A 13,631-nucleotide genomic window follows, 5' to 3' on the forward strand; every position below is an offset into this window, starting at 1 on the left:
CTATGGGCGACGCAGCACGAGGGCGCCTCGGCGTCGGGATGGTCGGGTACTCGTTCATGGGCGCCGCGCACTCGCAGGCGTGGCGCACCGCCCCCGATTCTTCGACCTGCCCCTCGAGACGTCGATGACGGCGCTCGCCGGCCGCAACCGGGCCAACGTGACCGCCGCCGCGGCGAAGCTCGGCTGGGACTCGGTCGAGACCGACTGGCGCGCCCTGCTCGAGCGTGACGACGTCGACCTGATCGACGTCTGCACCCCGGGCGACACGCACGCCGAGATCGCGATCGCCGCGCTCGAGGCCGGCAAGCACGTCCTGTGCGAGAAGCCGCTCGCCAACTCGGTGGACGAGGCCGAGCGCATGGTGGCCGCCGCCGACACGGCGGCAGCACGCGGCGTGCGCGCGATGGTGGGTTTCACCTACCGTCGCGTGCCCGCGATCCAGCTCGCTCGCCAGCTGGTCGCCGACGGCCGGATCGGCACGGTGCGGCACGTGCGGGCCCAGTACCTCCAGGACTGGTTGTCCGACCCCCAGGCGCCGCTGACCTGGCGCATGGACAAGGCGAAGGCCGGCTCCGGGGCGCTCGGGGACATCGGCGCCCACATCATCGACCTGACGCAGTTCATCACCGGTGAGTCGATCACCGGGGTCTCCGGTGCGCTCAAGACCTTCGTGACCGAGCGGCCGGTGGCCGCGGAGCTCACCGGTCTCTCCGGGACCGCGGGCGACGAGACCGGTCCGGTGACCGTCGACGACGCCTCGGTGTTCCTCGCGCACCTGTCCGGGGGCGGGCTCGGGGTCTACGAGGCCACGCGCTTCGCGCAGGGCCGCAAGAACGCGATCCGCATCGAGATCAACGGCTCGCAGGGCTCCCTGGCCTTCGACTTCGAGGACATGAACGTCCTGCACTTCTTCGACGCGTCCGACCCGGCGACGACCGGCGGGTTCCGACGCATCGTGGTCACCGAGGGCGAGCACGCGTACATCGCGGCCTGGTGGCCGCCGGGGCACGGCCTCGGCTACGAGCACGCGTTCACGCACCAGGTCGTCGACCTCGTCGGCGCGATCGCGGCGGGGGAGCAACCCACGCCGTCGTTCGCCGACGGGCTCGCCGTCCAGAAGGTGCTGGACGCCGTCGAACGGAGCGCCGAGAAGGGCGCCTGGCTCGACGTCTAGACGCCGTGGGGCCGCTGACCAGGTCGGCGGCCCCACGCGCAACGCAGGAAGAGCAGGGGGTGCAGTCCGCGGTGGCGAGAGCCACCCACCGGTGAGTCCACGTCAGGGCCGACGTGGCGGATCCCGGAGCGCAGCACACAGATCGAGACACCTGACCCATCCTGAAGGAGCCTCTGGTGAGCAATGTGCTCTGGAGAGCGCCGCACGCGACGAAGCGTGCACTCGCGGCAGCAGTCGCGAGCGCGGTAGCTCTCCCACTGACCATGGTCGGCGCGCTGGGCGCGCAGGCCGCCGTACCTCAAGCAGCACCGCAAGACCTCTCGTCGGCGCTCGCCGCCGCCGAGGACGACGTGGCCGCACCGTTCGACCTCCTGGTCTTCTCGAAGACCGCCGGATTCCGGCACGGGTCGATCCCGGTCGGCGTCGCCGCGATCGAGCAACTAGGTGTCGACAACGGGTTCTCGGTCACCGCGACCGAGGACGCCGGGGCCTTCACCGAGGAGAACCTCGAGCAGTACGAGGCGGTCGTGTTCCTCTCGACGACCGGCGACGTCCTCGACGAGGCCCAGCAGGCCGCGTTCGAGGGCTACATCGAGAACGGTGGCGGGTATGCCGGGATCCACGCGGCGTCCGACACCGAGTACGACTGGCCCTGGTACGGGGATCTCGTGGGCGCGTACTTCGACTCCCACCCCCAGAACCAGACGGCCACGATCAAGGTCGAGGACCACGTCCACCCGTCCACCGCTCACCTCCCGGAGCGCTGGGAGCGCTTCGACGAGTGGTACAACTTCCGCAGCGACCCGCGCGACACCGTCCACGTGCTCGGGTCGCTCGACGAGACGACCTACAACCCCGGTGGTGGCGCGATGGGCGCCGAGCACCCGTTCACCTGGTGCCAGGTGTACGAGGGCGGGCGGTCCTGGTACACGGGTGCCGGCCACACGAACGAGTCCTACGCGGAGCCCGAGTTCCTCGAGCACCTGCTCGGTGGGATCCAGTACGCCGCGGGAGCCGTCAGCGGTGACTGCGCCGCGACCCAGAGCGGAAGCTACGAGGCCGTCCCGCTGGACGACGACACCTCGAACCCGATGATGCTCGACGTCGCACCCGACGGCACCGTGCTGTACGTGGAGCGCGACGGTCGTGTCCGCGTCATCGACCCGGAGACGAACGTCACGACGACCGCGGTGACGCTCGACGTCACGCAGTCGAACGAGGACGGGCTCACCGGCATCGTGCTGGACCCGGACTTCGCCGACAACGGATGGGTCTACCTGTTCTGGTCGCCGCGGGACGTGGGAGACGTGGGGCCGCACAACCAGGTCTCCCGCTTCACCTATGTCGACGGTTCGATCGACGCCGCGACCGAGGAGAAGGTCCTGACCATCCCGACGCAGCGGGACACCTGCTGCCACGCGGGCGGCGACATGACCTTCGACTCCGCCGGGAACATGTACATCGCCACGGGCGACAACACGAACCCGTTCGAGTCGGCGGGTTACGCGCCGCTCGACGAGCGCTCCGGTCGCAAGAACTACGACTCGCAGCGCACGTCGGCCAACTCGAACGACCTGCGCGGAAAGATCCTGCGCATCACGCCGCAGGACGACGGGACGTACACGGTCCCCGAGGGCAACATGTTCGCCCCCGGGACGGACGACACCCTTCCCGAGATCTACGCGATGGGCTTCCGCAACCCGTTCCGGATCGGGATGGATCCCGAGACGGACGCCGTGCAGGTCGCGGACTACGGTCCCGACGCGGGCTCGGCGAGCGCGACGCGTGGACCGGCCGGGACGGTCGAGTGGAACGTGGTGAGCGAGCCGGGCTTCTACGGCTGGCCTTACTGCACCGGCTCGAACAACGACTACGTCGACTACGACTTCGCGACCGGTCAGTCCGGCGAGTCGTTCGACTGCGCCGCGGGCGTCGTCAACGACTCCCCGAACAACACCGGGATCCAGCAGCTGCCCGGAGCGATCGAGGCAGAGGTCTGGTACGGCTACTCCACGAACCCGCTGTTCCCCGAGATCGGCGGTGGCGGCGCCCCGATGGGTGGCCCCGTCTACGAGTTCGACGCCGACCTCGACTCGGCCGTGAAGTGGCCCGAGTACTGGGACGGCAAGGCGTTCTTCGGTGAGTGGAACCAGGGCAGGATGTACTCGTTCCAGCTCACGGGCGACGACCGCGACGACCTCGTCGACATCAACCGGGTGCTCCCGGGGATCTTCGACCCGAGCGCGGGCTTCGACCGGCCGATGGACTGGGAGTTCGGACCGGACGGCGCGATGTACATGGTCGACTGGGGCTCGGGCTTCGGCGGGAACAACGACTCGTCGGGCATCTTCAAGGTGAACTACGTCCAGGGCGACGCGGCTCCGATCGCGCGTGCGTCCGCCGACGTCACCAGCGGCGCAGCGCCGCTGACCGTCCAGTTCTCGTCCGAGGGGACCCGTCACCCCGACGGCGACCCGATCACGCTGCAGTGGACGTTCGGTGACGGTTCGGAGCCGAGCTCCGAGGCGAACCCGACGCACGTCTACACCGAGAACGGGTCCTACACGGCTCAGCTGACGGCGACCGACGAGGACGGCCTCACCGGGGTCGCCAACGTGACTGTCGTCGTGGGCAACGAGGCGCCGACGGTCTCGATCACCTTCCCCGAGAACGGCGGGTTCTTCGAGTGGGGCGACCAGGTCGCCTACGAGATCGCCGTCGAGGACCCGGACGGTGAGGTGGACTGCGCCGACGTGCGACTGTTCACGTCGCTCGGCCACGACTCGCACGCGCACCCGTTCGACGAGCTCGGCGGTTGCGAGGGCGTCATCCAGACGGCACGCGACGAGGGCCACGGCATCGAGTCGAACATCTTCTGGGTGATCGAGGCGACGTACACGGACGACGGTGGCGCCGCAGGCGTCCCGCTCTCCGGGAACGACCTCCAGGTGCTCCAGCCCAAGCTCGTGCAGGCGGAGTTCTTCACCTCGACCGGTCGGCTCGCGGGCTCGACCACCGGCGGCGACGCCGGGGTCGTGACCGAGGAGACCGGTGACTCCGCCGGCGGTGGGCAGAACATCGGCTACATCGAGACCGACGACTGGTGGGCCTACGAGCCCGTCAGCCTGACGAACGTCGACGGGCTCTCCGTCCGCGCCGCCTCCGGCGCGGGTGGCGGCGAGGTCTCGGTGCGCTGGGACGCACCGGACGGTCCTGAGATCGGGACGTTCACCGTGCCCGACACCGGCGACTGGCAGGTCTACGAGGACGTCCCCGTGTCGCTCTCCGACGTGCCTTCCGGTTCGGGGTCGCTGCACTTCGTCCTTCTCTCCGGTGGCATCAACGTCAACTGGTTCGAGATCGACGGGCGCGGTGTCACGGCGAACGAGCGTCCTGACGTCACGCTCGAGGCGACGCCCCTCGAGGGTCTCGCGCCCCTCACGGTCACGGCGTCGGTCACCGCGACCGACCCCGACGGTGCCGCCGAGGACCTCGTCTACGCCTGGGACCTCGGTCTCGGTGACGGGTTCGTCGACGGTTCGCCCGAGCTCGAGCACACGTACACGGACCCGGGCACGTACCGGCTCCAGGTGCGGGTGACCGACGCGGGCGGCGCCTACGCGGTCGAGTACGTGACCGTCACGGTGACCCAGGAGACGGTCGAGCCGACCCAGTGCCTCCAGGGGCGCTCGGACGACTTCCTCGGGACGGAGATCGACCCGGACCGCTGGACCGTCCAGGACCAGGACCAGAACCTGTCGGTCTCGGACGGGGTCCTGACGATCCCGGCGACGACGACCGACTTCTACGGGACCGGGAACGTCACGGTGCCCAACCTGGTGCTCCAGGACCTGGAGGACGGCGCGTTCACCGCCACCGGAAAGCTGACGATCCCGGCCAATGCGCAGTACCAGCAGGCCGGCCTCGTGATCTACGGCGACGCGGACAACTACGCGAAGATGGTGATCCAGGGTCGTTCGAACCCCGGTGACCCGGCGACGCGCATCTTCCAGTTCATCCGTGAGGAGGCCGGCGCTCCGAACGAGGTCGCCGACTCCAACACGGCCGCGCTGGGGGCGTCGTTCCCGTCGACCGTGTACGTGCGGTTCGCGAGCTCCGACGGTTCCGACCTGACGGCCTCGTACTCGGCGGACGGCGTGGACTTCACGCAGATGCCGCAGACGAAGTCGCTCGACGGCATCGTCGACCCGCGCATCGGTCTCGTCTCGCTCGCGGGCACGGGATCCGTCGCTCCGGTCGTGGACGCCGAGTTCGACTGGTTCCACATCACGCCGGACGACTCGGTCTCCGCGACCGGGCCGGACGACGAGTTCGAGGGATCGTCCCTCGACACGTGCCGGTGGACCGGCATCGTCCGCGAGGACCCGGAGGGCTACCGCGTCGCGGACGGCTCGCTGGAGATCGACACGTCGCCCACCGACATCTACGAAGGTGGCAACACGGACGTGCCGAACATCATCCTCCAGGACCAGCCGGAGGGTGACTGGACCGTCGAGACCGTCGTCGACGGCTCGCAGTTCGCCGAGCAGTACCAGCAGGGCGGTCTGATCCTCTACGAGGACGACGACAACTACGTCAAGCTGGACTACGTCACCGACAACGCCGCGGGCTCGCCCGTGGCGGGCCGGATCGAGCTGCGGTCGGAGGTCGCGGGAGCGATCGTGAACCCGCAGCCCGGGGTCACCGACCTGTCGGACGACGTCTGGTACCTGCGCCTCGCCAAGGAGGGGACGACCTTCACCGGTTCGTACTCGACCGACGGTGAGACCTGGGAGTCGCTCGGCGAGTCCGTCGAGAACGCCGCGGTGGCCGACGCGAAGGTGGGCCTCTTCGCCCTCGGCGCGTCGGAGACCACGTCCGTGACGGCATCGTTCGACTACTTCCACGTGGTCGGCGACGACGTCGTCGAGCCGCTGGTCGTGACCGGGTCGCTCGACCCGGCCGCGCCCGACGGCGAGAACGGGGAGTACACCGGTCCGGTGACGGTCTCGATCGAGACCGCCGGGGGCCCCGAGGGTGAGCTCGTGTACCGCGAGTACAACCTCGACGGCGCCGGCTGGGCCGAGTACACCGCGCCCGTCGAGGTCGGCGAGCCGGGGAGCACACCGTCCAGGTGCGCGCCTCGGCCGGCGACCAGAACGTCGACGGTGCGGATCTCGTGTTCACGATCGCAGACAACGACCCGGTCGTCATGGAGGCCACCCCGGCCGCCACGGTCACCCAGTCCGCGTGCACCGTCGTCGACGGCGCGTTCGACGAGGTGAACGGTGCGGTCGTCGGGACCCCCATGGACGGCGTGGCCCGCTACGTCGTCAAGGACGCCGCGGACACGAGCCGCTACGTCCGCGCCGGCGACCTCGCGCCGGGCGACTACCTGGTGCGTGCCTACCCGGCCGAGGGCTACACCCTCGTCCCGGGCGACGGCTGGACGGAGATCTTCCAGGGTCGCCTCCAGCTGGAGATCACGATCGAGGACTTCGACTGCCCGACGGCGACCCCCGTGGTCACCGTGACGCAGCCGACGTGCGAGGTCGTGGACGGCACGAACGTCCGCACCGGTGGCACGCTCACCGGTGAGGCCGTCGAGGGCGTCAAGGGTTACGTGGTGCACAACTGGGTGGACGGGGACCTGAACGACGGCAAGCCGTCGGACCTCCAGGACCTCGCTCCGGGCCAGTACCACGTCATCGCGACGCCGGACGCCGACCACCTCCTCGAGGTGGACGGCGACTGGAAGCTGAGCCCGTCGGGCAAGGCGACCCTCGTCGTCACGATCGACGGCTACGGGTGCGACAACGTGCCCGCAGCCGTGGTCACCCAGCCCGTGTGCACCGACGGCTCGCTCGCCGGGGGCTCCATCGCCCCGACGGATGTCACCGGCGTCAAGGGCTACGTCGTCCACAACTGGGTGGACGGCAAGGCCAAGGGCAAGCCCGCGGACCTGAGCGACCTGGAGGCCGGTCAGTACCGGATCATCGCGTCGCCCGAGCCGCGCGCGACCCTCGAGGTCGAGGGCGACTGGACGCTGAGCCCGTCGGGCAAGGCCGTCGTCATCGTCACCGTCGGGGAGGTGGCGTGCGGCTGATCTGACTCCGGTGGCCGTGCCCGGAGGTGCTTCGGCACCCCTGGGCGCGGCCACCGGCGAACGCCACGTCCGGGACGTCGTCCGACCCCTCGGGGATCACGACCCAGGCCCGGGTCGCCCCGAGGCTCGGCGCCCCGGACGTGGCACCCGCTGGTCCTCGGACCAGCACCCCTCGACGTGGGACGGATGCGCTCCGGTCCCGCGTCGAGGGCCCCTCATCCAAGGAGACCTGTGAAGGAGCGGATCGTGACGCACGATCGAGGAATGTTCACCCCACGGGGGACGCGACCGCACGGCCGCGCCGGGCGCACGGCCGCACTCGCGCGCGCACCCCGCAGCGCGCTCGTCCGGGCCCTCGTCGCGGGGCTGCTCGCGCTCCTCACCTGCGCCGCGCACCTCGCGCTGAGCGGTCCGGCCGCCGCGCACGGCGGCGAGCTCCAGGTCGACATCGGGACCGACGGAGCCGGGGGCATCGACGCCGTCGTGGTCTGGGCCGGTGACGAGCACCCGGTGGAGGAGACCGTCGACCTCGTCGTGTCCGCCGTGTCGGACGACGGCGAGGAGGTCGGCCCGATCCAGCTGCAGTCCGCGTCCGAGGGCGTCGGGTGGTACAGGTCGGAGCCAGGGATCCTCGGCGAGGGCCACTGGACGCTGACCACGACCGCCACGGAGCCGGAGGAGTACGAGGGCGTCACCGAGATCGACGTGGTGCCCGCTCCCACACCCGAGCCGGTGGCCGCCGAGGCCGGTCCAGAGACCGAGGTCCCCGCCGACGACGCTGCGGCCGACGAGGGGAGCGCCGGCGCCGAGGCGTCCGGGAGCTCGGACGACAGCGGCACCAGCGCGCCGCTGGTCTGGGGCGGAGCCGTCCTCCTCGCCGTCGTCGCGGCCGTGGCCGTCGTGATCGTCGTGCGCCGCCGGGCCGCCCACCAGGACTGACTGACTCACCGCCACCTGACCAGTACACCGACAGACCTCGGACCGCCGGTCCACGACAACGACGCACCACGGAAGGAACCGACATGACACGCACGATCTCGCTCTTCACCGGGCAGTGGGCCGACCTGCCCCTCGAGGAGGTGGCGAGCCTCGCCGCCGGCTGGGGCTACGGCGGCCTCGAGCTGTGCTGCTGGGGCGACCACATGGACGTCTCCCGGTGGGACGACGCCGAGTACGTCCAGGGCCGCAAGGACCTGATGGCGCGCCACGGCCTGGAGATCGTCGCGATCTCCAACCACCTGACCGGCCAGGCGGTGTGCGACGACCCGATCGACCAGCGCCACCAGGACATCCTGGCGCCCGCGGTGTGGGGCGACGGCGACCCGGAGGGTGCGGCAGCGCGCCGCCGAGGCGATGAAGGACACCGCCCGCATGGCGGCGAAGCTCGGCGTGAAGACGGTCGTCGGCTTCACGGGCTCGTCGATCTGGAAGACGGTGGCGATGTTCCCGCCGGCCCCGCAGTCGATGATCGACGCCGGGTACCAGGACTTCGCCGACCGGTGGAACCCGATCATGGACGTGTTCGACGAGGTCGGCGTCCGCTTCGCGCTCGAGGTCCACCCCAGCGAGATCGCCTACGACTACTGGACGGCGAAGCAGACGCTGGAAGCGATCGGCCACCGCGAGTCGTTCGGCCTCAACTGGGACCCGAGCCACATGGTCTGGCAGGACCTCGACCCGGTCGGTTTCCTCTGGGACTTCCAGGACCGCATCTTCCACGTCCACTGCAAGGACACGAAGAAGCGGCTGAACGGCCGCAACGGCCGCCTCTCGTCGCACCTCGCGTGGGCCGACCCGCGCCGCGGATGGGACTTCATCTCCACCGGCCACGGCGACGTCCCCTGGGAGGACGCGTTCCGCATGCTCAACGCGATCGGCTACGAGGGCCCGCTCTCGGTCGAGTGGGAGGACGCCGGCATGGACCGCCTCCAGGGCGCCCCCGAGGGCCTGGCCTTCGTGCGCGAGAAGGCGCTCGACGCGCCCGGGACGGCGTTCGACGCCGCGTTCTCCTCGAAAGACTGAGCTCTCGGCGCACCGCCGGTCCGTGGCGGTGTCGGACGGCGCAGCGCGTCGTGGGTCTGGACGTACCTCTGGGTGGTTCCCCGCCTACGACGCGCTGCGTCGTGTGTGGTGATACGTGGCTGTTCTGACCCGTGTGGCGGCAGCCACCAGGGTCAGACGGTCGGGACGCGGCGGAGCATCACGACGTCGTCCTGGGCCTCGTCGCCCACGAAGAAGGTGCGGGTGCCCGCGAGCTCGAAGTCGTGCTTGCGGTAGAAGCGCTGCGCCCGGAGGTTCGTCGAGTGCGTGCCGAGCCACACGGGAGCATCCGGCCACGTGGTCGACACGAGGTCGAGGCCGGCCGCCAGCAGCGCGGTGGCGACGCCCGAACCGTGCGCGTCCGCCCGCACGTAGATCTTCGACAGCTCGACCGCGGGCCCCTCACCGACGAGGCGCACCATGCCTGGGTCCGTCGTCCGGTAGCAGGCGAGCAGCGCGTAGCCCGCGAGCCGACCGGGCACGTCTGCGTCCTCCGCGACCAACAGGACGTGGTCCGCGCTCGCGGTCCAGCGGGCGAACGACTCCGGCCCCAGATGGGCCGCGACGTGTGCGGTGATCGCCTCGGGAGCCGTCCCCTCCGGGCACGCCAGGGGGAACGTCGCGGCGGCGAGCTCGACGAGCCCCTCGAGGTCGGCGGCGGTGGCGCGGCGGATCGTCGTCTCCATGGCGCGAGGCTATCCGGCCGGTGTCGTCCGGGCGGTGTCGTGTGGGCGGTGTCGTGCGGGCACTGTCGGGTGGGGGCGTCGGCGGCTCGTGGCGCGGGCGTGCCCGGTGTCCCGACGGCGGAGGGTCGATGATGGACGGATGAGCCACCGCATCGACCTCAACTGCGACCTCGGTGAGGGCTTCGGCCCGTGGACGATCGCTGACGACGACGCGCTCCTCGACCTGGTCACGAGCGCGAACGTGGCCTGTGGGTTCCACGCCGGGGACTCGTCGACGATGCGCAGGGTGACCGCTGCAGCGGCCTCGCGCGGCGTCGCGATCGGCGCCCATGTCGGGTACCGCGACCTCGCAGGGTTCGGGCGACGCTTCGTCGACGTCGCCCCGGACGTCCTGTTCGACGAGGTGGTGCACCAGATCTCGGCGCTGCAGGGGTTCGCGCGGCTCGCCGGGAGCCGGGTGAGCTACGTCAAGCCGCACGGGGCCCTCTACAACGCGATCGTGCACCACGAGGCCCAGGCGAAGGCCGTGGTCGACGCCGTCGCCGCGGTGGACGATCGCCTCCCGGTCGTGGGGCTCGCGGGGTCCGCCGTCCTGCGCCTCGCCGAGGCGTCGGGGCTGCCTGTGGTCCATGAGGTGTTCGCCGATCGCGGCTACCGATCGGACGGGACCCTCGTGCCGCGCGGCACGCCCGGGGACGTGCTGCACGGGACCGGCCTCGTCGCGGACCGGGTGGTGCGCATGGTGCAGCAGGGGACGGTCCTGAGCGCGGACGGCACGGTCGTCCCGGTCGAGGTGGACTCCGTGTGCGTCCACTCGGACACCCCGGGCGCCGTGGAGCTGCTCGGCGCCGTGCGGGGGCGCTCGAGAGCGCGGGCGCTCACGTCGTCCCGTTCGTGGGTGTCGTGTCCTGACTCTGGTCCGGGGCGGTGTTCGAGACTCGCTCGTGGCCGGCTTAGCGGCTGGAGTCGCGGTTGGTGTCGGGTGTGGATCCTGGTGATGTTGACTTGGGCGGCCTGTTTGCGGCGTGTTCTGGGCGTTCGTGGGGGCGCTGGTGGGAACGTTCGTGGGGGCGTTCGGGGCGCCGCGGGGGCGGGTGTGGTGGTGGTCACCGCGGAAGGGTTTGGAGTCGGTCGGGAGGGCGTGTAATGTTCTCGGAGTCAGCCCGACAGGGTGTGACGGACACGGATCCTGGGTTTGGCTCGGGGGAGTGCCGCTCTTCGTGAGCGTGGTGCCGGTGGCCGTCTGCTTCGGGTTGGAACCCTTGGTGTGGTTCTGGTGGGTGTGTGCGCTGTGCGTGCTGCTTGTCGGGGCGGGATCGTGGGGCTGGACTGCAGGGTGTGGGTCTGGTAGGTTGGAGAGGTTGCCCCGGGTCTGGTTGGTCACTGGTTGTGGCTGGTTGGGACGGTGCGCGTCGGTTGTTTGAGAACTCAACAGTGTGCTTGATAGTCAATGCCATTTGCTCTGGCTTGTCTGGTGTGTGTCTCGTTGTGGGGCGCCTGCCGGGTGGTCGGGGTTTTTAATGGTCAAACAGATACAGAAACGTTAGTTTTTGTCTCTTTTGCCAAGGTTTAACTATGGCTGTCGGTCTCGCTCTTTTCCGGGTGGGTCTGGTGGTTGTTTCGTATGATTGTTGACTGCTTGTGCCTCTTTGGGGTGTGGGTGGTTGATGTTGATCATTTACGGAGAGTTTGATCCTGGCTCAGGACGAACGCTGGCGGCGTGCTTAACACATGCAAGTCGAACGGTGAAGCCCAGCTTGCTGGGTGGATCAGTGGCGAACGGGTGAGTAACACGTGAGGAACCTGCCCTTGACTTCGGGATAAGCCTTGGAAACGGGGTCTAATACCGGATATGACTGCGCATCGCATGGTGTGTGGTGGAAAGATTTATCGGTCAAGGATGGTCTCGCGGCCTATCAGCTTGTTGGTGGGGTAATGGCCTACCAAGGCGACGACGGGTAGCCGGCCTGAGAGGGCGACCGGCCACACTGGGACTGAGACACGGCCCAGACTCCTACGGGAGGCAGCAGTGGGGAATATTGCACAATGGGCGCAAGCCTGATGCAGCGACGCCGCGTGGGGGATGAAGGCCTTCGGGTTGTAAACCCCTTTCAGTAGGGAAGAAGCGAAAGTGACGGTACCTGCAGAAGAAGCGCCGGCTAACTACGTGCCAGCAGCCGCGGTAATACGTAGGGCGCAAGCGTTGTCCGGAATTATTGGGCGTAAAGAGCTCGTAGGCGGTTTGTCGCGTCTGGTGTGAAAACTCAAGGCTCAACCTTGAGCGTGCATCGGGTACGGGCAGACTAGAGTGCGGTAGGGGTGACTGGAATTCCTGGTGTAGCGGTGGAATGCGCAGATATCAGGAGGAACACCGATGGCGAAGGCAGGTCACTGGGCCGCAACTGACGCTGAGGAGCGAAAGCATGGGGAGCGAACAGGATTAGATACCCTGGTAGTCCATGCCGTAAACGTTGGGCACTAGGTGTGGGGCTCATTCCACGAGTTCCGTGCCGCAGCAAACGCATTAAGTGCCCCGCCTGGGGAGTACGGCCGCAAGGCTAAAACTCAAAGGAATTGACGGGGGCCCGCACAAGCGGCGGAGCATGCGGATTAATTCGATGCAACGCGAAGAACCTTACCAAGGCTTGACATATACGAGAATCTGCTGGAGACAGCAGCCTCTTTGGACACTCGTATACAGGTGGTGCATGGTTGTCGTCAGCTCGTGTCGTGAGATGTTGGGTTAAGTCCCGCAACGAGCGCAACCCTCGTCCTATGTTGCCAGCACGTGATGGTGGGGACTCATAGGAGACTGCCGGGGTCAACTCGGAGGAAGGTGGGGATGACGTCAAATCATCATGCCCCTTATGTCTTGGGCTTCACGCATGCTACAATGGCCGGTACAAAGGGCTGCGATGCCGTAAGGCGGAGCGAATCCCAAAAGCCGGTCTCAGTTCGGATTGGGGTCTGCAACTCGACCCCATGAAGTCGGAGTCGCTAGTAATCGCAGATCAGCAACGCTGCGGTGAATACGTTCCCGGGCCTTGTACACACCGCCCGTCAAGTCACGAAAGTCGGTAACACCCGAAGCCGGTGGCCCAACCCTTGTGGGGGAGCCGTCGAAGGTGGGACTGGCGATTGGGACTAAGTCGTAACAAGGTAGCCGTACCGGAAGGTGCGGCTGGATCACCTCCTTTCTAAGGAGCTTCGTCTGCTCGCCGGTCGTAGTGGCTGGTGGGTTCAGAGGCCATGGCTCACACCGTTCGCGTGTGGGGGTGGTTGCTCATGGGTGGAACATTGACTAGCTGGTCTCGTGTCGTCGGTGGTAGTACACCGAGATACCCGTCCAGGACAGCCTTCGGATGCCTTCGGGCGTGTGAGTGGTGGTCTTGGGTGTGGTGGTCTCGGGGGGAACGCACCGGTGAGGCGGGGGTTGGCGTGAGCACACTGTTGGGTCCCCAGGCCATCGGCGCTGCGGGGCTTGCACTCGGGTTTCTGGTTGGTCGGTCGTGTCGCTCTTCGGGGTGGCGGGTGCCGGGATGGCCGGGGAGCTGGGGTGGGAGTCCTGGGCGCGTGGTTGGGACTGGTACGGGTCACCGTGAACGGCCGGCAGCAGCCGGCTCAG

The 13,631-nt window shown here is 68.6% G+C and carries 5 protein-coding genes, 1 rRNA gene and 2 pseudogenes; 7 read left to right on the plus strand and 1 reads right to left on the minus strand.

Features of this window, described 5'->3' with window-relative positions:
• The first annotated feature begins 2 nt into the window (after positions 1-2).
• From QUE47_RS11240 to QUE47_RS11260, 5 genes and pseudogenes are all read left to right on the plus strand, one after another.
• Positions 3-1,174, plus strand: a pseudogene (locus QUE47_RS11240) (Gfo/Idh/MocA family protein).
• A 176-nt stretch (positions 1,175-1,350) separates the two neighbouring features.
• The gene (locus QUE47_RS11245; RefSeq protein WP_286217360.1) at positions 1,351-6,459 is read left to right on the plus strand and encodes a ThuA domain-containing protein; all 5,109 of its coding nucleotides are present in this window, start codon (positions 1,351-1,353) and stop codon (positions 6,457-6,459) included.
• Positions 6,354-7,280, plus strand: a complete 927-nt coding sequence (locus QUE47_RS11250; protein WP_286217361.1) for a hypothetical protein — start codon at positions 6,354-6,356, stop codon at positions 7,278-7,280. Before QUE47_RS11245 ends, QUE47_RS11250 begins: the two co-directional genes overlap by 106 nt.
• Before the next feature lie 264 nt (positions 7,281-7,544).
• Entirely contained in the window at positions 7,545-8,219 is a 675-nt protein-coding gene (locus QUE47_RS11255; protein ID WP_286217362.1) for a hypothetical protein, read from the plus strand.
• A gap of 83 nt (positions 8,220-8,302) precedes the next feature.
• A pseudogene (locus QUE47_RS11260) lies at positions 8,303-9,302 on the plus strand (sugar phosphate isomerase/epimerase family protein).
• 152 nt (positions 9,303-9,454) lie between these two features.
• Here the strand turns inward: QUE47_RS11260 and QUE47_RS11265 are convergent.
• Positions 9,455-10,006 (minus strand): GNAT family N-acetyltransferase, encoded by a 552-nt coding sequence (locus tag QUE47_RS11265; protein ID WP_286217363.1) that lies wholly within the window; start codon positions 10,004-10,006, stop codon positions 9,455-9,457.
• Positions 10,007-10,145: 139 nt separating this feature from the next.
• Between QUE47_RS11265 and QUE47_RS11270 the strand changes: the two genes are divergently transcribed.
• Both QUE47_RS11270 and QUE47_RS11275 read left to right on the plus strand, forming a co-directional pair.
• Positions 10,146-11,153 (plus strand): LamB/YcsF family protein, encoded by a 1,008-nt coding sequence (locus QUE47_RS11270; protein ID WP_350227548.1) that lies wholly within the window; start codon positions 10,146-10,148, stop codon positions 11,151-11,153.
• Positions 11,154-11,683: 530 nt separating this feature from the next.
• A 16S ribosomal RNA gene (locus QUE47_RS11275) occupies positions 11,684-13,203 on the plus strand.
• Positions 13,204-13,631: the final 428 nt, after the last annotated feature.

Source organism: Paraoerskovia sediminicola, from assembly GCF_030296575.1.
Taxonomy (GTDB): Bacteria; Actinomycetota; Actinomycetes; order Actinomycetales; family Cellulomonadaceae; genus Paraoerskovia; species Paraoerskovia sediminicola.